26 protein-coding genes are annotated in these 24899 nt (G+C 69.7%); 17 read left to right on the plus strand and 9 right to left on the minus strand.

Going from position 1 to position 24899, the window contains the following annotated elements:
• Positions 1-186 precede the first annotated feature (186 nt).
• Both DES41_RS03755 and DES41_RS03760 read left to right on the plus strand, forming a co-directional pair.
• Positions 187-546: a DUF4160 domain-containing protein gene (locus tag DES41_RS03755; RefSeq protein WP_245965551.1), complete on the plus strand. Its 360-nt coding sequence runs from the start codon at positions 187-189 to the stop codon at positions 544-546.
• A gap of 4 nt (positions 547-550) precedes the next feature.
• Complete coding sequence (locus DES41_RS03760; RefSeq protein ID WP_281277159.1) at positions 551-781, plus strand: DUF2442 domain-containing protein; 231 nt, start codon at positions 551-553, stop codon at positions 779-781.
• A gap of 117 nt (positions 782-898) precedes the next feature.
• Here the strand turns inward: DES41_RS03760 and DES41_RS03765 are convergent, their stop codons facing one another.
• From DES41_RS03765 to DES41_RS03780, 4 genes are all read right to left on the minus strand, one after another.
• On the minus strand, positions 899-1855 hold the full coding sequence (locus tag DES41_RS03765; RefSeq protein WP_245965552.1) for a HupE/UreJ family protein: 957 nt from the start codon (positions 1853-1855) through the stop codon (positions 899-901).
• A complete protein-coding gene (locus tag DES41_RS03770; protein ID WP_114466813.1) occupies positions 1852-2715 on the minus strand; it encodes a peptidyl-prolyl cis-trans isomerase in 864 nt (287 codons plus the stop codon). The genes DES41_RS03765 and DES41_RS03770 overlap by 4 nt, the downstream gene beginning before the upstream one ends.
• A 113-nt stretch (positions 2716-2828) precedes the next feature.
• Positions 2829-5024 carry a CehA/McbA family metallohydrolase domain-containing protein gene (locus DES41_RS03775; RefSeq protein ID WP_114466049.1) on the minus strand — a complete coding sequence of 732 codons (2196 nt, stop codon included), beginning with the start codon at positions 5022-5024 and terminating at the stop codon, positions 2829-2831.
• 128 nt (positions 5025-5152) lie between these two features.
• Positions 5153-5599 (minus strand): copper chaperone PCu(A)C, encoded by a 447-nt coding sequence (locus DES41_RS03780; protein WP_170168088.1) that lies wholly within the window; start codon positions 5597-5599, stop codon positions 5153-5155.
• A gap of 198 nt (positions 5600-5797) precedes the next feature.
• Between DES41_RS03780 and DES41_RS03785 the strand changes: the two genes are divergently transcribed.
• The 3 genes from DES41_RS03785 (at position 5798) to DES41_RS03795 (ending at position 9689) form a co-directional block, all read left to right on the plus strand.
• Positions 5798-6382 carry a PEP-CTERM sorting domain-containing protein gene (locus DES41_RS03785; protein WP_170168089.1) on the plus strand — a complete coding sequence of 195 codons (585 nt, stop codon included), beginning with the start codon at positions 5798-5800 and terminating at the stop codon, positions 6380-6382.
• A gap of 95 nt (positions 6383-6477) precedes the next feature.
• A complete protein-coding gene (locus tag DES41_RS03790; RefSeq protein WP_114466053.1) occupies positions 6478-7101 on the plus strand; it encodes a putative 2OG-Fe(II) oxygenase in 624 nt (207 codons plus the stop codon).
• Complete coding sequence (locus tag DES41_RS03795) at positions 7098-9689, plus strand: fused MFS/spermidine synthase (RefSeq protein WP_114466055.1); 2592 nt, start codon at positions 7098-7100, stop codon at positions 9687-9689. Before DES41_RS03790 ends, DES41_RS03795 begins: the two co-directional genes overlap by 4 nt.
• A 3-nt stretch (positions 9690-9692) precedes the next feature.
• On the opposite strand, the gene DES41_RS03800 is transcribed toward DES41_RS03795, so the two are convergent.
• On the minus strand, positions 9693-10679 hold the full coding sequence (locus DES41_RS03800) for a Bug family tripartite tricarboxylate transporter substrate binding protein (protein ID WP_114466057.1): 987 nt from the start codon (positions 10677-10679) through the stop codon (positions 9693-9695).
• A 144-nt stretch (positions 10680-10823) separates the two neighbouring features.
• On the opposite strand from DES41_RS03800, the gene DES41_RS03805 reads away from it, so the two are divergent.
• Positions 10824-11207 carry an HPF/RaiA family ribosome-associated protein gene (locus DES41_RS03805; RefSeq protein WP_114466059.1) on the plus strand — a complete coding sequence of 128 codons (384 nt, stop codon included), beginning with the start codon at positions 10824-10826 and terminating at the stop codon, positions 11205-11207.
• Positions 11204-11419 carry a hypothetical protein gene (locus DES41_RS03810; protein ID WP_114466061.1) on the plus strand — a complete coding sequence of 72 codons (216 nt, stop codon included), beginning with the start codon at positions 11204-11206 and terminating at the stop codon, positions 11417-11419. Before DES41_RS03805 ends, DES41_RS03810 begins: the two co-directional genes overlap by 4 nt.
• A 16-nt stretch (positions 11420-11435) precedes the next feature.
• Here the strand turns inward: DES41_RS03810 and gshA are convergent, their stop codons facing one another.
• Positions 11436-13043 (minus strand): glutamate--cysteine ligase, encoded by a 1608-nt coding sequence (gshA, locus tag DES41_RS03815; RefSeq protein WP_114466063.1) that lies wholly within the window; start codon positions 13041-13043, stop codon positions 11436-11438.
• A gap of 71 nt (positions 13044-13114) precedes the next feature.
• Complete coding sequence (locus DES41_RS03820) at positions 13115-14023, minus strand: SDR family NAD(P)-dependent oxidoreductase (protein ID WP_114466064.1); 909 nt, start codon at positions 14021-14023, stop codon at positions 13115-13117.
• Positions 14024-14133: 110 nt separating this feature from the next.
• On the opposite strand from DES41_RS03820, the gene DES41_RS03825 reads away from it, so the two are divergent.
• From DES41_RS03825 to DES41_RS03840, 4 genes are read left to right on the plus strand one after another with little or no spacing between them, the layout of a single operon-like run.
• Positions 14134-15015 (plus strand): NUDIX hydrolase, encoded by an 882-nt coding sequence (locus DES41_RS03825; protein WP_114466066.1) that lies wholly within the window; start codon positions 14134-14136, stop codon positions 15013-15015.
• A gap of 37 nt (positions 15016-15052) precedes the next feature.
• Positions 15053-15658 carry a dioxygenase family protein gene (locus DES41_RS03830; RefSeq protein ID WP_114466068.1) on the plus strand — a complete coding sequence of 202 codons (606 nt, stop codon included), beginning with the start codon at positions 15053-15055 and terminating at the stop codon, positions 15656-15658.
• Between the two features lie 56 nt (positions 15659-15714).
• Complete coding sequence (nudC, locus tag DES41_RS03835) at positions 15715-16536, plus strand: NAD(+) diphosphatase (protein ID WP_114466070.1); 822 nt, start codon at positions 15715-15717, stop codon at positions 16534-16536.
• A gap of 26 nt (positions 16537-16562) precedes the next feature.
• Positions 16563-17867 (plus strand): GNAT family N-acetyltransferase, encoded by a 1305-nt coding sequence (locus tag DES41_RS03840; protein ID WP_245965553.1) that lies wholly within the window; start codon positions 16563-16565, stop codon positions 17865-17867.
• A gap of 1 nt (position 17868) precedes the next feature.
• Here the strand turns inward: DES41_RS03840 and DES41_RS03845 are convergent, their stop codons facing one another.
• Positions 17869-18135 carry a hypothetical protein gene (locus DES41_RS03845; RefSeq protein ID WP_114466072.1) on the minus strand — a complete coding sequence of 89 codons (267 nt, stop codon included), beginning with the start codon at positions 18133-18135 and terminating at the stop codon, positions 17869-17871.
• A gap of 69 nt (positions 18136-18204) precedes the next feature.
• Here DES41_RS03845 and hemA point away from each other — a divergent pair, with 69 nt between their 5' ends.
• The 6 genes from hemA to paeA all read left to right on the plus strand — a co-directional run bounded on the left by hemA (position 18205) and on the right by paeA (position 24266).
• Positions 18205-19473: a glutamyl-tRNA reductase gene (hemA, locus tag DES41_RS03850; RefSeq protein ID WP_114466074.1), complete on the plus strand. Its 1269-nt coding sequence runs from the start codon at positions 18205-18207 to the stop codon at positions 19471-19473.
• Positions 19474-19547: 74 nt separating this feature from the next.
• Entirely contained in the window at positions 19548-20633 is a 1086-nt protein-coding gene (gene prfA, locus DES41_RS03855; RefSeq protein WP_114466816.1) for a peptide chain release factor 1, read from the plus strand.
• A 32-nt stretch (positions 20634-20665) separates the two neighbouring features.
• Positions 20666-21487 (plus strand): peptide chain release factor N(5)-glutamine methyltransferase, encoded by an 822-nt coding sequence (gene prmC / locus DES41_RS03860; RefSeq protein ID WP_114466076.1) that lies wholly within the window; start codon positions 20666-20668, stop codon positions 21485-21487.
• A gap of 30 nt (positions 21488-21517) precedes the next feature.
• The gene (gene grxD / locus DES41_RS03865; protein WP_114466078.1) at positions 21518-21844 is read left to right on the plus strand and encodes a Grx4 family monothiol glutaredoxin; all 327 of its coding nucleotides are present in this window, start codon (positions 21518-21520) and stop codon (positions 21842-21844) included.
• A gap of 101 nt (positions 21845-21945) precedes the next feature.
• Positions 21946-22941, plus strand: coding sequence for an AAA family ATPase (locus DES41_RS03870; RefSeq protein WP_114466080.1), 996 nt, complete (start codon positions 21946-21948; stop codon positions 22939-22941).
• Complete coding sequence (paeA, locus tag DES41_RS03875) at positions 22938-24266, plus strand: polyamine export protein PaeA (RefSeq protein WP_114466082.1); 1329 nt, start codon at positions 22938-22940, stop codon at positions 24264-24266. The genes DES41_RS03870 and paeA overlap by 4 nt, the downstream gene beginning before the upstream one ends.
• Here the strand turns inward: paeA and DES41_RS03880 are convergent.
• On the minus strand, positions 24253-24852 hold the full coding sequence (locus DES41_RS03880; protein WP_245965594.1) for a lytic transglycosylase domain-containing protein: 600 nt from the start codon (positions 24850-24852) through the stop codon (positions 24253-24255). The two genes, paeA and DES41_RS03880, sit on opposite strands and share 14 nt — an antisense overlap.
• Between the last annotated feature and the right edge of the window lie 47 nt (positions 24853-24899).

Raw genomic sequence — 24899 nt, forward strand, 5'->3', positions numbered from 1 at the left:
CCCGCATTATCTGCAGCCGACCTTTCGGCAGCGCCCGGCGTTGCGGTGACGCACGGCGGGGCCGCTCGTCACGAGCGCGGGCGACGGCACGGCCACGGTCACGCCGGTGGAAGGCCGCAACCAGCTACTGGCCAGCATCTGCATGCCGGTGCCGGGCGATGCCAAGACCACGCAGCGCAGCGACGAGTGCCTGCTCGCCTTCCAGACGCATTCAAGCGACGTGCGGCCGTTGGCAACGCCGCAAGTGCACTGCGCTGCGCAACAGAGGCCGACACGCATTCCGTCGGCCTCCTAGAATCCTTGCATGCCGGTGGTTTCCGCTACAAGGGTTATCGCTTCTTCTTCTATTCCAACGAGGGGCATCCTCCTGAGCCGGTGCACGTGCATGTGCGTGCGGGCGGCAACGAGGCCAAGCTCTGGCTGGAGCCGCAGGTCCGCGTTGCGACCAGCAATGGCTTCGATGCCAGAACGCTGCGCGAACTGGTGGAAGTGGCGCAGGAAAACCACGAACTGATCGAAAGGACATGGCATGGCTACTTCGGCTAAGGCAGTGCGCTTTGACGACGACAGCATGTGGGTCCAGCTGGACGATGGCCGGGTCATTGCCGTGCCTTTGGCCTGGTTTCCAAGGTTGCTGGCTGCCACGCCCGAGCAGCGCGCTCAATTCGAACTCAGCCCACGCGGCATTCACTGGGACGCGCTGGACGAAGACATCTCGATCGATGGCCTTCTGGCCGGCCATGGTGATCTGACCCATGGCCGCGCGGTGACCTCCGCTTGACGTCATTCGGACAAAGCCACCCCTGGTGAGAGTAGCGAACAGGTAGGCCTGCCGCGCGCGCCCGATGGGCTGTGCGGCGTCGGCATCCAGGCCAGGTGCCTCCCGACACCTCGCAGTTCAACTCAGGATCGCCCAGATCCGCCCGCTCGCCCAGTACATCGCCACGCTGCCGATCCCGTACAGCGCAGGCGTGCGCGCCTTGGCAAAGCTGGGCCAGGGCGCCAGCGTCTTGCAGAGCACCCAGGCCAGCAGCACCACGCCGAGCTGGCCGATCTCCACGCCCACGTTGAAGGTCAACAGCGCGATCGGCAGATGGTTCTCGGGCATGCCGATCTGCTTGAGCGCGCCCGCGAAACCCAGGCCGTGCACGAGGCCGAACAGGAAGGCCACCAGCGCCGGCCAGCGCCGCGACAGCGTGGCCTCTTTTCCCAACGCCTCGCCGGCCACCAGCATGATGGACAGCGCGATGGTGGCCTCCACCGGCGGTGGCCGCAGCGCCAGCAGGCCGAAGGCGGAGAGGGCCAGCGTGATGCTGTGCGCCGCCGTGAAGGCCGTGATGGTCCACACCAGCCGGCGGTTGAAACCGACCAGGAACAGCAGGCTGACCACGAACAGCAGGTGGTCCGTGCCGGTCAGGATGTGCTCGATGCCCAGCACGGTATAGGCCGAGGCGATCTCGCCCATGCCGCGCTGGTCGTCGGCGCTGCCGAACAGGTGCACCGAGGGCTGGGCCGTGGTCAGCGTGTAGACGCGCGTCTGCCCGTCCAGCCAGCGGATCTTGACGATGGCCACCGAGTAGCCCTTGCCCACGCCATCGACCTGCAGCACGCCCGTGAGCCCGTTCGGGCCGCAGTGCAGCAGCGGCGGTTCGGCCGTGCAGCCAGCCGGCCAGACCGGGTTGATGTCGCGCTGGGTGGCGCGCTCGCGCGCGGTCCACTGCCAGGTGAATTCGCCGCGCGAGGTCTCGCGCATCTCCATCTCGGCGATGGTCAGTTCGTGGGCGGACACGGCACCCGCGCCCATCGCCAGCAGCAAAACGGCAAACAGCCGCCGCATGAACCTAACTGCGTTCATTTGCCCGCCTCGGCCTCGATGCGCACGGTGTACTTCTCGGCCAGCACGCGCACGGCGGCGGTGCGCTGCTCGGCCATGACCTGGTCCGTCCAGTCCTGCAGCACGATGCCGCGCAGCACCTCGAAGTCGGCGGGCTTGGCGGCAGACACGGTGTCGAGCTGGATCACGCGCCAACCATCCTTGCCCGACAGCGCCTGCCAGGCCCCGGGTTTGGCCCCTTCCACCGCCTTGGCAAAGGCCTCGCCGTAACTCTGCACCAGGTTGGCGTGCGGGCGGCCCTTGAACACGCGCAGGCCGGCGCCGATCTCGCCCGGCACGCCGGAGTTCAGCCGCGTGGCCAGTGCGCTGGCCGCCGCCTCGGTCATGTCGCCCGAGATCACCGCCTCGCGGAAGTCGAAGCGCGCCGGCTCGTCGTACTTGGCGCGGTGCTTCTCGAACCAGGCGCGCAGCAGCGCATCGTCGTAGGGCGGCAGCTTGTTGTCGGACTCCAGCACGCTGAGCGCCTTGAAGATCACGCGCTCGCGGATCGCGCTGTCACCCCGGTCGACCTGCATCGCCAGGCCCTCGCGGTACAGCACCTCGTTGTCCAGCCAGGTGCGGCGCAGCGCGGCCAGCTCCTCGGTGGTCGGCGGGCGGCCGCGCGAGGCCTTGAACAGCTCGCGCGCCTCGTCGTCGACATCCTGCGTCAGCACGATGGTGCGCGGGTCCTCGGCGCGGCCGACGATGACGTGGTCGACCGCGAACAGCAGGCCGCCGAGGAGCACGAAGTGCAGCAAGGGCTCGCGCCACCAGCGCGGGCGGGGTGCGTCCGTGCCCGCCGGGATGGTCTTGGGCGCGCGGTTCGGTTTGGTGGAAGGCATGGCGATCACTTGGAAATTCGGATGCGGGTGGCCATGGCCACCCGACATGGCAAAGCGCCGCGCGGCCAAAGCCGCGCGGCGCCTGGGGCTACAGGGTCTTCCTCAGGCCCTGCTTACTTGACACCGGCCACCGTGGTGGAACCGGCCACCTCGATGAAGATCGGGTTGCTGTAGAACGACAGGTCGGCCCAGGCCGCCACGTCGTAGGCCACGTACTTCTGGCCGTTCACCACCGGCAGGTGGTTCGGGCAGCCGTCGATGGTGGTGCCGGTGTAGTTGCCGCCGTTGGCCGGCACGTTCACGCCCGCGACCTGGCAGGGGATGGTCAGCTTGGTCGTGTCGCCGGCGTTGGTGTAGACGTCGGCCAGCGGGTTGCCGCTGGCGTCGGTCTCGTACGGCACGCTCGGCGGCAGGTTGGAGCCGCGCAGGCGCAGGTACTGCGAGGCGGCCACGGCCGGGATGCGGAAGGTCATGGCCTTGTACTCGGCGTTGCCGGCCACCGGCGTCCAGGTCGCGTCGTTGAAGGTGCGGAACACGGCAGCCGAGGTGTTCTTCGCGGCAACCGGCACGTTGGCCATGTTGGGGTTCAGCAGCCAGTCGTTGGGCCACTGGCCGGCGTAGTCGGCCGCGCCGGGCTGGCGGTAGCCGGACACCAGGCCACGGATCACGTCGACCTGCGACAGCACCGGCATGTTCAGCGGCTGGGCGATGCCGACCTGGGCCAACGACGGGTTGTTGAAGGTGTAGGGCGAGTAGTTCGTGCCGGAGGGATCGCGCACGACGATGGACACCACCACTTCACCACCGGCACGCACCTGCAGCTTCTCGCCCATGGTGGCGCAGCCGGCGACGTCGGTGTCGGTGTTGGCCAGGGCGGCCTTGACGGCGATGGCCTGCACCGCTGCGTTGGTGCGCGCTGCCGGGCCGGCGTACGACGCGCAGGCCACGAAGGCCAGGCGGTCGATCAGCTGGCCGGTGGCGACGAAGCTGTTGCCGCTGCGGATGCCGTCGACGATGGTCTGCGGGCGCAGCTTGGTGTCGTTGCCCTTGCGCACCATCACGAAGTCGCGCTGGTATTCGCCGGGGTAGAAGTCCTGCGTGGAGCGGCGGTCGTCCGGGCCGAACTGGCCGCGGTTGTGCCAGTCGGAGCTGCCGAAGAACCACCAGTTGCGGCCTTCGCCCAGCAGGGCATCCCACACGCCGCCGATCTGCGCGGCGTAGACGCCGGTGCCGCCGTAAGTGGTGCCGCCGACCGAGTCGACGCGCACGCCGCCGATGCTGTTGCGGTTGGGCGAGTACTCGCCGCGGTTGTCGGACGCGCCGTGGCCGGGCTGCGATTCGAAGCCGACCGCGATGCGCGGGCCGGCGTTGTTGAAGTTGCGCAGGTGCTCGATGTTGAAGCCGTTGTTGCCGGTCGGGTTGAACGGGCCGGCGCGCTCCAGGTGGGCCGGCACGTAGTAGCTGCCGTCCGGGTGGTAGGCGGCCATCCACTTGATGCCCTCGACCGTCTTGATGTGGCCGGCTTCGCCCGAGCCCAGCAGCTTGGCGGCGCCGGTGTTCCAGTTCGGGCTGCCCTCGTTGGCGCTGCCCGGCACGTTGCAGGTCCAGGCGTTCGGGCCGCCGCGCGTCACGTCGCCGTCGTTGCCGCGGTCGAAACAGTAGGCCCATTGCGACAGCGCATTGGCATTGCCCAGCGGCGTGTAGCCCTTGGTGGTGGGCAGCGTGCGCGTGTCGATGGCGGCGGGCACCTGGCCGGTGATGACGGACATCGAGGTGTGCTCGTGGCCAGCCACGACCGATTCCATGCCGGTGAAGATCGGCACGTTCTTCAGCGCGTTCAGGTACTCGGTGAGCGGGTACTGGTACTGCTGGATGGCCTGCCAGCGCCACATGTTCTGGTTCGGGCGGCTGCCGCTGGGCGTGCCCTGGGGCTCGACCGGCGGGGTGCTGTTCTGCCAGGTGGTGTTGGGGCCGACCACGGTGGTGCCGTCGGCGGCGTAGACCAGCGGGTAGGCCGGCGTGGCCAGCGAGGCATCTTCCGCGAGCGTGCAGTTGCGGTTGCCGTTGCCGCCGTGGCCGGCCTGGACGAACCAGTCCAGGCCCCAGGGCGTGTCGGTCTTGTCGGTGACCTTCTTGACCAGCTTCTGCATCGAGATCGAGCCGTCCGAGCAGGTGGTGTGGTTGTGGAAGTCGCCGGTCACATAGGTGCCGGCAGGCTTGGCTGCGTGCGCAGCCGGTGCCATGGCCAGGGTGGCCAGAACCGTGACCGCGGCGAGCGCGACCGGGTTCTTCTTGAACACGTTCTTCATAGGACTCCTATTGGCTTTCTGGAAATTGCCTGGCTGCGCCGGTGTGGCGCAGTTCCCTCGTTCGGGTCGGTGGCAGGACCGCGGGCGATGCTAGAAACCGGGCGTGACCCTGCCGTGACGGGTATGTGTCAGAGGAAGCGCTGCAGGTCGACGTTGAGCGTGGCCTGCACCACACCGCCGTGCTCGAAGGCCAGCACCATGGGGTAGGTGCGCGCCACCTCGAGCGGGAACTTCAGGCCGGTGAGCTTGAGGTAGGTGCCATGCTCGGCCAGGTGCGTTTCGGCGCCCTCGGGAATCGCGAAGTCGACCTCGCTGCGGGCCAGCCGGCCACCAATCTCGGCGCCATCGGCCACCATGGTCTTGACGGCGACGAGGCGGTCGGGCCGGGTCACCTGGTCGAACATCATCGAGACGATGACCGAGTCCGCGCCCGGCCGCGTGGCGGTGCACCACGGGTGCGTGATGCGCAGGTTGTCGGCGAAGTACTCGCAGGCGCGTGCCTGCGGCAGCGCGAGCGCGGCGCCGAACGCCAGGCCGGCGCGCAGCGCGGCGCGGCGGTGGATGAAGGGGGACATGGCGACTCCTCTGGGATACGGTGGGCCGGCAGCGTAGAGAGCGCCCGTGAAAGCCCGATGACGGTGGCGGTGGCCGCGGCGCCCGCCGTCACAGCCCTGTCTTGATCGATGCCTACAGTCCGGCCGCGTCTGCACCTTGCCGACAAGTGCGCCCTGGGGCGCCGCCCTCATCCACAAGACGATTCCTGGAGGTTTCCAATGAAGTTTCATGCCTTGGCCGCTCTGGCCTTGTTCGCCGCTGCGCCCGTGATGGCCGCACCGGTCACGGTCGATTTCGAAGCCGCACCGAGCTACGCCTCGGTCGGCAACACCTACGCCGACAAGGGCGTGAGCTTTGGCGGTGGCGCACTGGGCCTGCAGAACGACGCCGACTTCACGTACTTCACGAACGCCCCGTCGCCGCTGGGCGTGATGTTCGCCGTCGACACCGATTCGGCGATGAACGTGGCCGCCGGCTTCGCCGGCCTGTTCAGCTTCTCGTACGCCTCCACGGCCGCCGCCACCGGCGCAGTGAGCATCTGGAGCGGCCTGAACGGCACGGGCAACCTGCTGGCTTCGTTCGACCTGCTGGGCAACTCGGCCAACTGCGCCGACATCGGCTGGTGCAGCTTCGACAGCCTGTCGGCCAGCTTCTCCGGCATCGCCTACTCGGTGACCTTCAATGGCGACTCGACCATCGCCTACGACGACCTGGCCTTCAACACCGTGCCCGAGCCGACCAGCGCGCTGCTGATGGGCCTGGGCCTGGCCGGCCTGGCCGCCGCACGCCGCCGCCGCACGTAAGCAGCGCGCCTCCTGCCCGCGCAGACAGGCGGCACCCGGCGGGTGCCGCCTGTCTGCGTTCGCGACTGCCAATCCACCTGCACCCACCGAGCACGATGCACGAGCTCTTCGGACTGTTTCCCACGCCCTTCATGCGCGTCCCCGCGGCACTGGATGCCGCCCTGGTCACCGGCCTGGTCAGCCACTTCAGCAACACGGCGGGCATCGCCAACAACGCCTCGGGCCAGCTCTCGCACACGGCCATGCTCAAGCCTGGCGACAGCCCCTTGCTGGTCGAGGCCGCGCGCGCCATCACGCCGCACCTGGCGGAGTTCGGCGCACAGATGTTCGGCGAGCGGCTGGGCTGGTCGCTCAAGGAGATGTGGGTCAACCTGCTGGACACCGGCGGGCGCCAGGCCATGCACAACCACGCCAACAGCTTCATCTCGGGCGTGGTCTACCTCACGCCCACGCACCCGGACGCGCGCACGGTGTTCATGAAGTCGCCGGGCGGCAGCGACTTCGCGTTCAAGAACGACCATGCCGACGTGACCACCACACCTTATAGCGCGGACAAGTGGATCAGTCCGCAGCCCGAGCCGGGCGACCTGGTGCTGTTCCCGAGCTACCTCATGCACGCCGTACCGAGCAACCCGGGCGCACGCCGCATCACCATGGCGCTCAACGCCATCCCGACCCAGCTGGATTCCTGGGGCTACAAGATCACGTTCGGCGGATGAGCAAGCCTGTGGGCCCGCGCCGCGCCGCGGTGATGGCGCTGATGCTGGCCTCGGGCTTCGCCGGGCTGGGCTACCAGATCGTCTGGACGCAGCAGAGCGCGCTGTGGCTGGGCCACGAGACGGCCGGCGTGCTGGCCGTGGTGGCGGCCTTCTTCGGCGGGCTGGCGACGGGCGCCCTGCTGCTGGGCCGGCGCATCGCTGTGAGCCCCGCGCCCGGCCGTTGGTATGCCGGCTGCGAACTGCTGATCGGTTCGTGGAGCCTGGTGTTGGCCTTTGGCATGGCGCCGATCGGGCGGGGCCTGCTGCAGTTCATCGGCGCCGAGCCTTCGCCGTGGTGGCAATGGGCCGTGGCCTTCGGCGGCAGCTTCGTGCTGCTGCTGCCGGCCACCGCGGCCATGGGCGCCACGCTGCCGGCCATGGAGCGCGCGCTGGCGCAGCACTGGCGCAGCGGCACGGCCGGCATCTCCGGCACCATTGCCGCGCTGTACGCCGGCAACACCTTCGGCGCCGTGGTCGGCGTGCTGGCCAGCGCGTTCTGGCTGGTGCCGGCCTGGGGCCTGGCCCGCACGGCGCTGGTTTGCGCCACGCTGAACCTGCTGTGTGCCGTGGCCGCGCTGTGGCTGCTGCGCGGCCGTGCGTTGGCGGAGCCGCAGGCCACACCGCAGACGGCAGCACCCAACGCGCGCGGGCTGCTGCCGCTGCTCGCGGCCACGGGCTTCCTCGGCATCGGCTACGAGGTGCTGGTGGTGCGCGTGCTGAGCCAGGTGGCCGAGAACACGGTCTACACCTTCGCGCTGCTGCTGGCCGTCTACCTGGTCGGCAGCGCGGCTGGCGCGGCCTGGTATGAGCGCCGGCTGTCGCGCCGTGCCGGCGTGGCGCGGTTCGGCGAGCGCCTGCCCGCGCTGCTGGCGCTGGCCTGCCTGGCCGGCACCGCCAGCCTGTGGGGCGCAGAGGCACTCCAGGCGCAGGCCCTGGCCTGGCTGGGCAGCGGCATGCCGGCCGCGCTGGCGGCCGAGGCCGTGCTGGCGGCCGTGGCCTTCGGGCCGCCCACGCTGCTGATGGGGGCGCTGTTCAGCCACCTGGCGACGCAGGCACGCGCGGCCGGCATCGGCTTCGGCCTGGCGCTGGGCGTCAACACGCTGGGCGCGGCGGCGGCGCCGCTGGTGTTCGGCCTGTTGCTGTTGCCGGCGCTGGGGGCCAAGGCCGCATTGCTGGGCGTGGCTGCGGGCTACCTCTTGCTGGCTTGGCCGCTGGGCCGCGCGCACGGCATCGCCGTGCCGGCCGCCATCGGCGCGGCCGCGCTCGTGCTCGCGCTGGCGGCACCGCCGCTGGCCTTCGTCCACGTGCCCGAGGGGGGCCGCTTGCTGAGCTACAGCGAGGGCGCGATGGCTGCCGTCAGCGTGGTCGAGGAAGCCGATGGCACGCGCCGGCTGCGGATCAACAACCGGCAGCAGGAGGGCAGCAACGCCGCCTGGTCGGCCGATGCACGCCAGGCCCTGCTGCCGCTGCTGCTGCACCCGGCCCCGCACAAGGCGCTGTTCCTGGGCCTGGGCACGGGCACCACCGCCAGCGCCGCAACGCTGGACCCGGCGCTGCAGGTCGAGGCCGTGGAACTGCTGCCCGAGGTGATCGCGGCCACGCCATGGTTCAACGCGCCCGGGCAGGCCGCCACGCAGCGGCTGCACACCGTCGCCGCCGACGCGCGCCGCTTCGTGCGCGCATCGACGGCGCAGTACGACCTCATCGTTTCCGACAACTTCCACCCGGCGCGCAGCGGCTCGGCCGCCCTCTACACCGCCGAGCATTTCCAGGCCGTGCGCGAGCGCCTGGCCGCGGGCGGCCTGTTTTGCCAATGGCTGCCGCTGCACCAGCTGGACCTGCCCACGCTGCGGAGCATCGTGCGGGCCTTCGCCACGGCGTTTCCCGAAGGCGGCGCAGTGCTCGCGACGCTGAGCCTGGAAACGCCTGTACTGGGCCTGGTCGGCCATGCGGACGGCAGCCGCTTCGACCTGGCGCAGGTGCAGGCCCGCGTGGCAGCGGCCCGCCAGTGGCCGCGCAGCCCGGCCGCCCTGGGCCTGGACGATGCCTACGCCGTGCTCGGTGCGCTGGTGGCCGGCCCGCAGGCGCTGCAGCGCCTGGCGGCCGATGCGCCCGCGAACACGGACGACCACCCCATCGTGGCCTACCTCGCGCCGCGCGCAGCCTACGCGCCGGCGCCGCCGCCGCGCGAACGCCTGGCCGCGTTGCTGGCCGAACTCTCGCTCGCGCCGCAGGAACTGGTCGTGGCCGATGCGGCCGCTGCAGCCCGCCTGGCCGCCTACTGGGAGGCGCGCACGCGCTTCCTGGCCGCCGGCCGCACGGTGCAGCCCAGCGCCGACGTGCGGCGCATGCTGGCCCAGGTGCAGCAACCACTGCTGGAGGTGCTGCGCACGAGCGCCGATTTCCGCCCGGCCTACGACCCGCTGCTGCAGATGGCGGCAGCGCTGGCGCGTGTCGATGCACCGGCCGCGCGGGAGCTGCTCAATGAACTCGCGCGCCTGCAACCGGCGCGCGCAGAAGCCGGCGAGCTGCTGCGCCGGCTGCCGTAATGACTACTGCGGCTGGAAGCCGCTGTCCTTGATGATCCGGGCCCAGGTCCGGGTGTAGGCCTGCTCGCGGGTGTGCAGCTGCTGCTGCGGCATGTAGCCCACCGTGAGCCCCATGGCGGTGAGCTTGGCGTGCACGTCGGGCATGGCGACCACCCTGGCCACGGCGGCCGAGAAACGGTCGATCGCGGCCTGCGGCGTGCCGGCCGGCGCGAAGATGCCGTAGTAGGGCAGGTCTTCGAAGCCGGCGACGCCGAGTTCGGCGAAGGTCGGCACATCGGGCATGGCCGCCTGGCGCGCATGGCCCAGCACGCCGACCACGCGGATCTTGCCGGCCTTGTGGTTCTCGATGAAGTCGGGCACGGAGCCGACACCGGCGCTGATCTGGTTGCCCAGCATGTCCGCGATCATGGGCGCGCTGCCGCGGTAGGGTGCGGCCAGCAGGTCCATCTTGTACTTGTCGGCCAGCACCTTGACCAGGAACTCGGGCGTCGAGGCCGGCGCCGGGATGCCGATGGTGCCGCGCCCGCCCTGGCCCTTGAGCCAGTTCAGGTACTCGGGCATGGACTTGGCCGGCGTGCCGCCCGAGACGGCCAGCGCGTTCACGAAGGTCGCGAAGCCAGCCACGGCGACGAAATCCTTGGCCGGATCGAAACCGGGGCTCTTCACGACCAGCGGCAGGATGGAGACGGTGTGGTCGTGCGTGAGGAAGAAGGTGTTGCCGTCGGGTGCGGAGGTCTTGAGCGCATTGGCTGCGATCTGGCCGCCAGCGCCTGCGCGGTTGTCGACGATCACGCTCTGCCCCAGTTCGCCCTGCAGCTTGTCGGCGAGCGTGCGCGCGATCACGTCGGTGCCACCGCCGGCCGGAAAGCCGACCAGCAGGCGCACCGTGGACTGGGCCTGGGCCGCGAAGCCCGTGCCCATCAGGGCGGCCACCGCCAGCGCCTGGGTCAGCCGGCGGCGGGTGGTGCTGGGCAGAGGTGTACGAGACATGGGAGGGGTTCCTGTAGGACGGAGGGTGTCAAAAAAACGCAAGAACGATACCAGAGCATCCCGCGGAGATTCGCCCCGTTCCTACACCGGGGCTTGCCCGGCTCAGGCACACTGAAGAGCCCCAGGTTAAGAGAGACCCGACCCATGCAAGTGCAAGTGAACACGACCGGACTGCCCAACAAGGAATCGCTGGACCGCTGGGCCGAGCAATACCTGCAGGACGAGCTGGCGCGCTTTCGCCACGACATCACGCGCATCGAGGTGCACCTGTCGGACGAGAACGGCGGCAAGTCCGGCAGCGCAGACAAGCGCTGCACCCTGGAAGCCCGGCTGGCGCACCACCAGCCGCTGGCCGTGCACCACGATGGCGACAGCCAGGACCTGGCCGTGCGCGGCGCAGCCGACAAGCTCAAGCGCCTGGTGGAACACACGGTGGACCGCGGCCGCGACAGCCGCCACCGCGAGCGCGACTCCATCCGCAAGGACGGCGTGCCGGACGCCGGCCAGGCCGACGCGGCCGCCCTGTGAGCCGCAACGCCAAGAAGGAAGCCGACCTCGCCTGGAAGGGCGGGCTGTGCTGCGTGATCGGCCTCGCGGTGCTGCTGGGTCCGCAGTTCATGCCGCCCTCGGGCATGCGCGACACCATCGCGCAATCGGCCATCGTCGGCTGGTTCGCGCTGGTGCTGGGCCTGGCCTTCATCGGCCACTTCCTGTGGCGCCGGCGCACCAACCGGCCCTAGAAACCCCCGTGTCGGCTCAGAGCGCGGCGGCCTGCAGGAATTGCGGTGCCGCACCGCTGCCGCGGCGCTTGAGGTGCAGGCCCAGGCGCTCGGGCCGCAGGTACTCTTCGCGGTAGACGTCGAAGGGCATGGTGTCGCTGGCCTCGATGCGCTTTTGCGCCTCGATGGACGCGCTGGACGCCGCCACGAAGCGCTCGCGCAGCGCATCCGGGAACGGCAGCGCCAGCAGCTGCTCGCGCGTCTGCAGTGACTGCTGCAGCGCAAAGCGCGTGAAGCTGCTGCCGTGCTCGCGCGTGGTGTGTTCCAGCACGCGGGCCGAAGGCAGTGTCTCGGGTGCCAGCAGCGCGGCGCGTGCGGCCTGCACGGCAGCCACATGGCCTTGGCCGCCGAGCGCGGCGTCCATCGCCTGCGCAAGCGGCAGGCATTCGTCGACGAGCTGCAGCGCCCACTCGGTCAACACGCGTTCGCGGCCGTCCTGCTCGAGCACCAGGCCCGGCTCGCGGCCGCGCGCGGCCACGCGGTGCTGGTTGCGCGCAAGTGCGGCGATCTCCTCGGGCGTGTCGGGCGGGCTGTCGCTGAGCAGGCAGTGCAGCAGGAAGACGTCGAGGAAGCGCATGGTCGAGGCCGCGATGCCGAGCGGCTCGAACGGGTCCAGGTCCATCAGGCGGACCTCGATGTATTCGACGCCGCGCTCGCGCAACGCGTGCAGCGGGCGCTCGCCCGAGCGGATCACGCGCTTGGGCCGGATCGTGCCGTAGAACTCGTTCTCGATCTGCAAGAGGCTGGTGGCCAGCTGGTTGTAGTCGCCGCCGGGGTTGCGGATGCCCACCGTCTCGTAGGCCGGATACGGCTTGGTCAGCGCCTCCTGCAGCGAGGCACCGTAGCCCTCCAGGCTGTTGTAGCTCACGGCCAGCGTGGACTGCGCATCGCTCTGGTAGCCGAGCCGCCCCATGCGCAGCGAGGTCGCGTGCGGCAACGCCATGCTGTGCTCGCCGAGCGGCTGCAGCGCATGTTCGCGGCCCTGCACGAAGCTCGCGCACACAGCCGGCGATGCGCCGAACAGCACCAGCGGGAGGAAGGCATGGCGGCGGAAGTTGCGGATCAGGCCGAAGTAGGCCTCGCTGTCGATGCCCGGCATCGACCAGTTGTAGTGGATGCCCGAGATGGTCTGCATGCGCCGGCCATAGCGGTGGCCCAGGCCCATGCGGTAGACGCTCTTGGCGCGGCCCACGTTGGACGAGCCATAGCGGCCGATCGGGATGGTCTCGTCGGTCGGCAGGCCGCAGGGCATGCTGGAGACCCACATCATCTCGTCGCCCTGCTCGCGCAGCACCTGGTAGACGTATTGGTGCACCTCGCGCAGTTCGGCAAGGCAACTGTCCACATCGCCATGCACGCCAGTGATGAGCTCCAGCTGCGACTCGCTGAAGTCGGTCGTGATGTGTTCGTGCGTGAGGGCCGAACCCAGCGCGGCCGGGTGCGGCGTCAAGGCCAGGCCGGCATCCGGCGTGGCCCGCAGGCTTTCTTTTTCGAGCCCGCGGCGGATGCCGCGCAGGCGCTCGGCCGTGAGGGCGCCCACGCGCTCCGTGAGGGGCGTGCTGGCATGCAAGGTCGTTGTGGCCATTGTTGTTTCAAGCCCCGAATCTGTGTGGGGCCGGAAGGTATCACAGGCCGCCAAGCCCTGCAGGCCAGGGTTTAGCGCGCTTGTGCCATGGCACGGCCGACTTCCAGCCGGCCCTGCTCCGAGCCGCTTTGCGGCACGGTCTCGCCCTCACGTGCACGCACGGCATCGAGCGCCGCGGCGAGGCGCTCGGGTGCGTCATCGCCGGTGCCGATCCACTGGCCCTGCGTCAGTGTCACGTGCGCGGCTTCGAACGAGCCAGCGCCAGCGCACAGCACGGTGCGCGTGGGCGCATCCTCGGAGGCCAGCACCAGCATGGCGGGCACCACGGCGGCCGGCTCGAGCGCGCGCAACACCTCGGGCGTCATGAGGTCCTCGGTCATGCGCGTGGCGGCCGTGGGCGCCAGGCTGTTGACGCGGATGTCGCTCTTGGCGCCTTCGATGGCCAGGGTCTGCATGAGGCCGACCAGCGCCATCTTGGCCGCGCCGTAGTTGGCCTGGCCGAAGTTGCCGTACAGGCCCGACGACGAACTCGTCATCACGATGCGGCCGTACTTCTGCGCGGTCATGAACGGCCAGACCGCTTTGCAGCAGTGCACGGCGCCCATCAGGTGCACGTCCACCACGAGGCGGAAGTCGGCCAGGTCCATCTTGGCGAAACTTTTGTCGCGCAGGATGCCGGCGTTGTTGACGAGGATGTCGACGCGGCCCCAGGCGTCCACCGCCTGCTGGACCATGCCCGCCACGGCCTCGTGGTCGGTGACGGAGGCGCCGTTGGCCAAGGCCTCGCCGCCTGCGGCAATGATCTCGTCGGCCACGGCCTGCGCCGCGCTGGTGGAGCCGCCGCTGCCGTCGCGCGCACCGCCCAGGTCGTTGACCAGCACCTTGGCGCCGCGCCGGGCCAATGCCAGCGCATGTTCGCGGCCCAGGCCGCCGCCGGCGCCCGTGACGATGGCCACACGGCCCTTGAAATCCAGACCCATTCGTTCGTCTCCTTGTGGTGGAAGCTGCGCGACAGCGCGGGCGAGTCGCCTCTGTTAGCCTGCGGCGCAGCAAAAAAAGCCGCGCAACTGTACTGGAGACGGGAGACCCCATGGAACTGAACCTGCACGCCATCGACACGCCGCCACGCGCGGCCTCCACCGTGGTCATGCTGCGCGATGGCGCGGCCGGGCTGGAGGTGCTGCTCATGAAGCGCCACGGGCTGTCCGACGTGCTGGGCGGCGCCTACGTGTTCCCGGGCGGCAAGCTCGATGCGGCCGATGCCGAACTCGATGCCGCGCGCCACCTCGACCAGGCCACCCCGTTGCTGCAGGCCAGCCTGGACGACGCCGAACTCGACGCGGCCCAGGCGGCCGGCCTGTACGTGGCGGCCGTGCGCGAGGCCTTCGAGGAAGCCGGCGTGCTGCTGGCTGAAACCTTTGAGGGCAGCGAGCCCGACGTGGTCCGCGCTTCGGCGCTGCTCAAGGCCGGCACGCCGTTCAACACCATGCTGGCCGAACTGGGCCTCACGCTGCAGACGCGCCGGCTCGCGCCCTGGTCGCGCTGGATCACGCCGCGCGTGCCCTCGGTCATGAACAAGCGCTTCGACACGCGCTTCTTCGCCGCCGTGGTGCCACCCGAGCAGGTGGCCACGCACGACGACTACGAGACCACCGAGAGCACCTGGCTGTCGCCGCGCGCAGCGCTGCAGCGCTACTGGGACCGCGAGATCGAGATGGCACCGCCGCAGATCATGACGCTGGCCCAGCTGGCGCGCCACGCCACGGCCGAAGAAGCCGTGGCCGCGGCCCGCACGCGCCGGCCGCCGCTGATCCAGCCCGAGAGCCTGGAGGACGGGGGCACGCGCGTGGTCTGCTACCCGGGCGATGCCTGCCACCCGGTGCGCGAGCGCGCCATGTCCGGCCCGCTGCGGCTGCGTTGGCACAACAAGCGCTTCGAGCCCGTGGACGGCTTCGACGCGCTGTTCCTGTAAGCGGGAACCTGGGCGCTGTGGGCCGCATCTGAGCACCATGCCGACCCGCCGCCTGCTCACCGCCGCCCTGATCGCCTGCCCGGCCCTGCTGACCGCGCGGGCCCAGTCCGCGCAGTCGCGGCCCACGCCGGCGCAGACCGAGGGCCCGTTCTATCCCGTCGCCTTCCCGGCCGATGCCGACAACGACCTGCTGCGCAATGGCGCACGGCGTTACGCCCGCGGCCAGCCGGCCTGGCTGGACGGCACGCTGCGCGACCTGGAGGGCCGGCCCGTGCGCGGCGCCCAGGTGGAGATCTGGCAATGCGACGAGGCCGGCCACTACGACCACCCTGGCGACGGCAGCCGCCAGGACCCGGCCTTCCAGGGCTTCGGCCGCACCACGGTGGACGCCGAGGGCCGCTGGCGTTTCCGCACCATCCGCCCCGTGCCCTACAGCGGCCGCACGCCCCACATCCATGTGAAGGTGCGGCTGGGCCAGCGCGAACTGCTGACCACGCAGCTCTATGTGGAGGGCGATCCTGGCAATGCGCGAGACTTCCTCTGGCGCCGGCTGGACGCTGCCGACCGCGCGGCCGTGACGCTGCCCTACCAGGCGGGGAGCGACGGCCTGCAGGCCCGCGCGGCGCTGGTGCTCGCCCTCTGACGCGCAGCCGCATCGGCGGTTAGCATGCGGGCTCCAACGGCCCCGGATGCCCGCCCATGCTGCAAACCCCTCCCTCGTTCACGCCGCTGCTGGCGGCGCGTGAACAGGACCTGGTGCAGAACTTCGTGTTCTGCGGTGACGAACTCCTGGTCGGCGAAGCCGATCTGGCCCTGCCTGGCGCATTCGTGTGTGCCGCCCTCGGCATCCCCACTGCGGACTTCCTGCCCGTGGGCCTACTCGATGAGGCGTACTGCCGCGTGGCCTGGCTGCCCAAGGGCACGCCGCTGCCCGAGGGCGTGCGCCCGCGCCGGCTGCGCACCCTGTTCGGCGCCATGGAAGAAAGCCAGCTGGCCGTCGCCGGCCGGGCCTGGCAGATTGCCGAATGGGCACGCACGCACCGCTTCTGCGGCGCTTGCGGCAGCCCGACCACGCACGTAGCCGGTGAACGCTGCATGCGCTGCCCGGCTTGCGGCCACATCGCCTACCCGCGCATTTCGCCGGCCATGATGGTGCTGGTGCGGCGCGGGCCCGAGATCCTGCTGGCGCGCCACAACAACTCGCCGACGCGCTTCTTCACGGCGCTGGCGGGCTTCCTGGAAGCCGGCGAATCGATCGAGGAGGCCATCCACCGCGAGGTGTTCGAGGAGGTCGGCCTGCAGGTGCGTGACCTGCGCTATTTCGCGAGCCAGTCCTGGCCGTTCCCGCACTCGCTGATGATCGCGTTCACGGCCGAATATGCGGGCGGCGAGATCCGGCTGGACGAGAACGAGATCGCCGAAGCGGTATGGGTCGGCCCGGGGGACACGATGCCGGCCATCCCCCCACGCGGACTGTCCATCGCCGGACACCTGATCGAGGCCCACCTGCCCGGCCGCTGAGCACATACTGCGGCGAGGAGCACACCATGGCCCGCTCGAAATCCCAGACCCTGCTCTCGCGCTCGCGGCGTGCACTGCACAAGGGCATGCGCACGGCCATCGGCTTCATGCCGCAGCAGGCGCGCTTCGCGGTGGCCCGCTCCTTCGTCGATTGCGACCCGGCGCCCGACCCGCGGCTCACGCTCAAGATCGCCGACACGCAGGAAGAACTCGAGGCCTGCTTCCGGCTGCTGCACGACGCCTACGTGGCCGTGGGATTCATGCAGCCCGCGCCATCCGGGCTGCGCGCCACCATCTACCACGCGCTGCCGACCACCACCACGCTGTGCGCCAAGTACGACGACGAGGTCGTGGGCACGATCTCGCTGATCCGCCAGAGCCCGTTCGGCTTCCCGCTGCAGGCGGTGTTCGACCTGTCGAGCGTGGAGGCCGAGCGCGGCCAGATCGCTGAGGTCTCCGCGCTGGCCGTGCACCCCAAGCACAGGAAGACCGGCGGCGCGATCCTGTTCCCGCTCATGAAGTTCATGCACGCCTATTGCACGCGCTTCTTCGACACGCGGCACCTGGTGATCGCGGTCAACCCCTACCACATCGAGCTCTACGAATCGCTGCTGTCGTTCCGCCGGCTGCCGCAGAAGACGGTGGCGGCCTACGACTTCGCCAACGGCGCGCCGGCCGTGGGTGCCACACTGGACCTGAGCCAGGCCGAGCATCTGTTCGCGCGGGCCTACGCCGGCAAGCCGCCGCGCAAGAGCCTGCACCACTACTTCTTCAAGATGGAGCTGCCCAACATCAAGTTGCCGGTGCGGCGCTACTACACGACGAACGACCCGGTCATGACGCCGGCGCTGCTGGACCACTTCTTCAACCAGCGCACCCAGGGCTTCGCCGAACTCGATGCACGCAAGACGGCCATGCTGCACGAGATCTACGACCTGCCCGCCTACCAGGCCGTGCTGCCGCCCTTGGCCCAGGCGCCGGCCCAGATGGACACGCTGCGCCGGCACCCGCGCTTTTCGCTCAAGTGCAAAGGCAAGCTGGAGATCGAGATCGGCGGCCAGCGCCGGCTCGTGGAACTGCAGGTGGTCGACGTGTCGAACGAGGGCTTCCAGGCCCATGCGCGCGAGGAGCTCCCGCTCAAGGCCTCGGGCCGCGTGGTGGTCCACCTGGGCACGGACGAGCAATCCGTGCTGCAGGTGACCGTCATGCGCGGGCGGCGCTACGACGACTACGGCGCCTATGGTTTCCTGATCACCGCCACCGACCAGCCCTGGCGCGAGTGCGTGCACGCGCTGGAATCAGGCCACACGCACCACGACCTGCTGGCCTGAGTCAGCGGCGGCGCAGCGACAGCAGCCAGGACAGGGTGCCGCAGCAGGCCACCAGCGCCGCATAGCCGGCGATGCTGCCGTCGCGGCCCATGGCCCACAGCGTGCCCAGCAGCGCCAGGCTGCCGGCCAGGCTGGTCAGCAGCCATTCGCTCCACCAGCGCATGCCGCCGGCCCGGCCCATGCGGCCGGCCAGCGTGGTGCACAGCGCAACGCAGAGGGCCGGCAGCACGAAGGCCAGCCCATGCAGCATCAGATCGACAACACCCATGGGAGAGAGCAAAGGGCTTGACGCAGGTCAAGCGGCAGGAAGAGGCGCCGGATTTTATAATCGCCGGTTATGGCTGTCTGGGCACTCGGCATCAACCACCACACCGCCCCGCTCGATCTGCGCGGGCGGTTCGCGTTCGCCCTGGACCAGATCGCCCCGACGCTCGCCGGTTTGCGCTCGGCGCTGTCGGGCCCCGAGGCCGCCATCATCTCCACCTGCAACCGCACCGAGATCTACTGCGCAGCCGATGCCCAGGCCATCGACCGCACGGTGGACTGGATGGCCCAGGCCGGCGGCGTGGCCCCGGCGCTGCTGCGCTCGCACGCCTACACGCTGCACGATGGATTGGCCGCGCGCCACGTGTTCCGCGTGGCCAGCGGGCTGGATTCCATGGTGCTGGGCGAGGCCCAGATCCTGGGCCAGATGAAGGACGCTGTGCGCGTGGCCAACGAGGCCGGCGCGCTGGGCTCCACGCTGAACCAGCTGTTCCAGCGCTCCTTCTCGGTCGCCAAGGAAGTGCGCACCGCCACCGAAATCGGCGCGCACTCCATCAGCATGGCCGCCGCCGCCGTGCGCCTGGCCTCGCAGCTGTTCGAGGACCTGGGCCAGGTGCGCGTGCTGTTCGTGGGCGCCGGCGAGATGATCGAGCTGGCCGCCACCCACTTCGCAGCCAAGAGCCCTAAGTCCATCGCCATCGCCAACCGCACGCTGGAGCGCGGAGAGAAGCTGGCCAGCCGCTTCGGCGGCGAGGTGATGCGCCTGGCCGACCTGCCGGCCCGGTTGCACGAGTTCGACGCCATCGTCAGCTGCACCGCCAGCACGCTGCCCATCATCGGCCTGGGCGCCGTGGAGCGCGCGCTGAAGCAGCGCAAGCACCGCCCCATGTTCATGGTCGACCTGGCCGTGCCGCGCGACATCGAGCCCGAGGTCAAGGGTCTGGAAGACGTGTTCCTCTACACCGTGGACGACCTGGCCAGCGTGGTGCAGACAGGCCAGGCCCAGCGCCAGGCGGCCGTGGCACAGGCCGAGGTCATCATCGATGCGGGCGTGCAGAGCTTCTTGCACTGGATGGGCCAACGTGACCCGCAGAACGGCGTGGTGCCGCTGATCCGCCAGCTCAACAGCCAGGCCGACACCTGGCGCCAGGCCGAACTGGCGCGCGCGCGCAAGCAGCTGGCGCGCGGCGACGACGTGGAGGCCGTGCTCGAAGCCCTGGCCAAGGGCCTGACGCAGAAGATGCTGCACGGCGCCATGGCCGAGCTGCACGCCGGCGACGGCCCTGCGCGCGCGCACGCGGTCGAGACCATCTCTCGCCTGTTCCTGCGCAAAGAACGTTAGCGGCGCCCTGCCTGCGACGGCCCGCCATGCCGGGCCTCCTTCTCTTTTTCGCGCCTGCCCACCGGATCGCCGCCTTGAAACCCTTTCTCCGCCAACAACTCGAGCGCTATGCGCTGCGCCTGTCCGAGCTCGATTTCCTGCTGTCGCGCCAGGACATCATGGCGGACATGAAGCAGTTCATGGCCTTGTCGCGCGAGCATGCCGACGTGGCCCAGGTGGCTGGCCGCTATGCGCGCCACCAGCAGCGCCAGTCCGACCTGGCCGCAGCGCAGGAGATGCTGGCCGACCCGGACATGGCCGATATGGCGCGCGAAGAGATCGCCAGCGCCGAAGCCGAGCTCACCGAACTGGAGAACGAACTGCAGCGCATGCTGTTGCCCAGGGACCCGGACGACGCGCGCGCGGCCTTCCTGGAAATCCGCGCCGGCACGGGCGGCGACGAGTCGGCGCTGTTCGCTGGCGACCTGCTGCGCATGTACACGCGCTTTGCCGAGCGCCGCGGCTGGAAGACCGAACTCATCAGCGAATCGGCGAGCGAGCTGGGCGGCTACAAGGAAGTGGTGCTGCGCGTGGACGGCGAGGACGTCTATGGCCACCTGCGCTTCGAATCGGGCGGCCACCGCGTGCAGCGCGTGCCCGCCACCGAGACGCAGGGCCGCATCCACACCAGCGCGTGCACCGTCGCCGTGCTGGCCGAGCCCGACGAGGCGCAGGCGGTGCAGATCAACCCGGCCGACCTGCGCATCGACACCTACCGCGCCAGCGGCGCCGGCGGCCAGCACATCAACAAGACCGACTCGGCCGTGCGCATCACCCATTTGCCCACGGGCATCGTGGCCGAATGCCAGGACGACCGCTCGCAGCACCGCAACAAGGCCAAGGCCCTGCAGGTGCTGCTTGCGCGCATCCAGGAAAAAGAGCGCAGCGAGCGCGCCGCCAAGGACGCGGCGGAGCGCAAGGGGCTGATCGGCAGCGGCGACCGCAGCGACCGCATCCGCACCTACAACTACCCGCAGGGCCGGCTGACCGACCACCGCATCAACCTCACGCTGTACAAGCTGTCTTTCATCCTGGAAGGCGACCTGGAGGAAGTGGTGCAGTCGCTGCGCGCTGCGCGCGAGGCCGAGCAGTTGGCCGAACTGGAAGTCGGCGCAGCGTGAGCGCCGCGCCGGGCCGCGCCGAAGGAACATCCATGCGCTTGGCCCAGATCCTCGCGGCCGCGGCCGCGCGCGGCCTGGACCGGCTGGACGCCCAGCTGCTGCTGCTGCACGCGCTCGGCCACGACCCCAACGACCGCGCCTGGCTGCTCGCGCACGACCAGGACCAGCCCACGCCCGAGGTGTTGCAGCGCTTCGACACGGCCGCCACCCGCCGGCTCGCGGGCGAACCGGTGGCCTACCTGCTCGGCCAGAAGGAGTTCTTCGGTCTCTCGCTGCAGGTCGATGCGCGCGTGTTGGTGCCGCGGCCCGACACCGAGACGCTGGTGGAGTGGGCGCTCGAACACCTGCCCGGGGGCGGCAGCGCCCTCGACCTGGGCACGGGCAGCGGCGCCATCGCGCTGGCCCTGGCCCACGCGCGACCCGACGCCCTGGTGTCCGCCGTCGACCGCAGCGCCGATGCGCTGGCGGTGGCCAGGGCCAATGCCGAGCAACTGGGTCTGCGCGTGCAGTTCATGCAGGCCGACTGGCTGCAAGGCGTGGACGGCCCGTACGACCTGATCGTCTCCAACCCGCCCTACATCGCCGCCGCCGACCCGCACCTGGCCGCCCTGGCGCACGAGCCGCTCTCGGCCCTGGCATCCGGGGCGGACGGGCTGGACGACCTGCGCACCATCACCGCCAGCGCGGGCGCGCACCTTTGCCCCGGCGGCTGGCTGTTGCTGGAACATGGCTACGACCAGGCCGAAGCCGTCTGCGCCCTGCTGCAGGCCCAGGGCTTCGTGCAGGTGGGCAGCCGCACGGATCTGGCGGGCATCGCGCGCTGCTCCGGCGGCCAGTGGCCGATCACAGGATAATTGCGCCCATTTCCGTCTGGAGGTTCCCCCATGAGCGACACCCAACAACGCATCGACGACCTGGTCAAGTCCAACGACATCCTGCTGTTCATGAAGGGCAGCGCCAGCTTCCCCATGTGCGGCTTCTCGGGCCGCGCCATCCAGGTGCTCAAGGCCTGCGGCGTCGACCCCAAGAACGTCAAAACCGTCAACGTGCTCGACGACGACGGCATCCGCCAGGGCATCAAGGAATACAGCAACTGGCCCACCATCCCCCAGCTGTACGTCAAGGGCGAGTTCGTCGGTGGCTCGGACATCATGATGGAGATGTACGAGTCGGGCGAGCTGCGCCAGCTGCTGGGCGCCACCCCCGCCTGAGGGTTGCGGCCGCCCGACAAGGGGCGGCCCGGTGCTGGCAGGCTGGCACGGCTTATGCTGAAATGGTTTCGTCACTCTCGTCACTTTCACGAGGAGCTTCGATGGAATCGCGCAGCACCGCCCTGACGGCCACCCCGATCCACCTGCCGGTCGCCAGCATGCGCAGCGTCTACCAGACGCAGGATGTGGAGCGCAGGCTGGCCAAGCTGCAGTCCAAGGACCAGGAGCATCTGCGCAGCACCTACGAGCGCATGCTCGAACGCGGCCCAGAGCGCTTCCAGGTCAAGCCCTCCGGCATCCCCGAGATGGCGGCGCTTTACCAGACGCTGCCCAACTTCACCGAAGCGCTGGACGACGTGCGCCGCCATGTGGCGCTGAGCCACAACAGCCCCGATGGCCTGGAGGTCACGCCCATGCTGTTGCTGGGCGCCCCCGGCATCGGCAAGACGCATTTCGCACGCAAGCTGGCCGAGTTGCTGGGTACGGGGATGAACCTCTTGCCCATGAGCTCGATGACCGCCGGCTGGCTGCTCTCGGGCGCCTCGTCCCAATGGAAGGGCGCCAAGCCCGGCAAGGTGTTCGAGGCCCTGGTCGACGGACAGTATGCCAATCCCGTGCTGGTGGTGGACGAGATCGACAAGGCCGGCACCGACGCCCAGTACGACCCCCTAGGCGCGCTGTACAGCCTGCTCGAACACGACACCGCGCAGAACTTCGTCGATGAGTTCGCGGAGGTGGCCATCGACGCCAGCCAGGTCATCTGGATCACCACGGCCAACGACGAGCGCGCGATTCCCGAGCCCATCCTGAACCGCATGAACGTGTTCAGCATTCCGGTGCCCACGCCCGAGCAGGCGCGGCAGATCGCCGGCCAGCTGTACGCCGGCATCCGCGGCGAGCATGGCTGGGGTCCGCAGTTCCAGCCAGAGGCCCAGGCCGATGTGCTGGACACGCTGGCCGAGATGGCGCCGCGCGAGATGCGCCGGGCCTTGATGACCGGCTTTGGCAACGCCAGGCTCGACGGCCGCGACCATGTGCGCGTGGACGACCTGCCGCGCCCGGCCACCGTCAAGAGCCGCATGGGGTTTGTCCACTGAGCCTCTCGACCAGTCTGCTGCTCGTGTTCGCGCTGATCGTGCTCAGCGCGTTCTTCTCTGTGGCCGAGATTTCACTGGCGGCCTCGCGCCGCCTGCGCTTGCGCCAGCTGGCCGACGAGGGCGATGCACGCGCCACGCTGGTCATGAAAGTCCAGGAGCAACCCGGCCACTACTTCACCGTAGTGCAGATCGGCCAGAACGCCGTGGCCATCCTGGGCGGCATCGTCGGCGAAGGCGCGATGAGTCCCTTGTTCACCGACCTGTGGCGCTGGATGGACCTGGACGATGCGCAGGCGCGCACGGCGGGCTTTCTGTTGTCCTTCCTGGTCACGACATCGCTGTTCATCCTGTTCGCCGACCTGTTTCCCAAGCGCCTGGGCATGACCCAGCCCGAGGCGCTGGCCATGCGCGTGGTACGGCCCATGCAGACCTGCATGTCGCTGTTCAAGCCGCTGGTTTGGGTCTACAGCCGCACGGCCGATGGGCTGTTCAAGCTGTTCGACCTGCCGACGCAGCGCGACGACCGCATCACGTCCGAAGACATCCTGGCCATGGCCGAAGCCGGCGCCCGCTCGGGGGCATTGGCCGCGCGGGAGCAGCAGGTCATCGCCAACGTGTTCGAGCTGGACACGCGCACCGTCTCGTCTGCGATGACGCAGCGCGATCGCATCGCCTTCTTCCGCCGCGACGAGCCCGACGCGGTGATCCGGCTGCGCATCGCGGCCGAACCCTTCTCGACCTACCCGGTCTGCGACGGCGAGATCGACCGCGTGGTGGGCTACGTGGACGCCAAGGATCTGTTCCAGCGCGTGCTCAACAACCAGCCGATCTCGCTGCTGGACGATGCGCTGGTGCGCAAGGTGCTCGTCGTGCCGGACCGGCTCACGCTGGCCGAGGTGCTGGACCAGTTCCGGCTCGTGCACGAGGACTTCGCGGTCATCGTCAACGAATACAGCTTCGTGGTCGGCGTGGTGACGCTCAACGACGTCATGAGCACGGTGATGGGCGAACTCATCGCCTACCCACTGGACGAGGAGCAGATCGTCAAGCGCGACGAGAACTCCTGGCTCATCGACGGCGCCACGCCGGTGCAGGACGTGCAGCGCGCGCTGCTCATCGACGAGATGCCCCATGCCGAGGAGTACGAGACGCTGGCAGGCTTCATGATGGTGATGCTGCGCCGCGTGCCCAAGCGCACGGACACGGTGACCTGGGGCGGTTTTCGCTTCGAGGTGCTGGACGTGGACAGCTTCCGCATCGACCAGGTGATGGTGTCGCGGGTGACCGAAGCGGCGGCCACGCCCGTCGCCGTTACGCTGCGCTGAAATCCCAGCGCCGGCGCGCCGCCAGCACTGCGTTCGGGTACGGCGCCTGGCCACGCGAGCCGTTGTAGCGGCCCAGGCCCAGGAACAGGTCGCCCCTCTCGCGGTCCAGGTAGTGGCGCAGGATCACGCAGCCGAAGCGCAGGTTGGTCTGCATGTGGAACAGCCGGCTCGCATCGCCATCGCCCAGCACGCGGGTCCAGAATGGCATGACCTGGGTGTAGCCGCGTGCTCCGGCCACACTGATGGCAAAGCGGCGGAAGTTGCTCTCGACCTCGATCAGGCCCAGCACCAGGGCCGTGTCCAATCCGGCGCGCCGGCTTTCGTACCAGACGGTATCGAGGAATTCGCGGCGCTCGCTCCACTCCGGCTTGCGGCGCAACAGCAGCGGGCTGGCGGCACCCAGCCAGCGCAGGTAGGCCACGCGGGCTTCGGTGCTGTGGAATTCGGGAACGGGGGGCGCCGCCTGTGCCACCGCGGCGCTGAGCGCGCTGCGCACCGAATCGATCAAAGGCTCCTCGACCTGACCGCCTGCGTGCGCCAGGCTACCGCGCCCCAACAAGCCCGCACCGGCAAGGCCACCGAGCAGCCCACGGCGTGAAAGACCTAGCGAAGGATGGCGTGCAACAGGCTTCA

The sequence above is a fragment of the Pseudorhodoferax soli genome (assembly GCF_003337555.1).
Classification (GTDB): Bacteria; Pseudomonadota; Gammaproteobacteria; order Burkholderiales; family Burkholderiaceae_C; genus Pseudorhodoferax; species Pseudorhodoferax soli.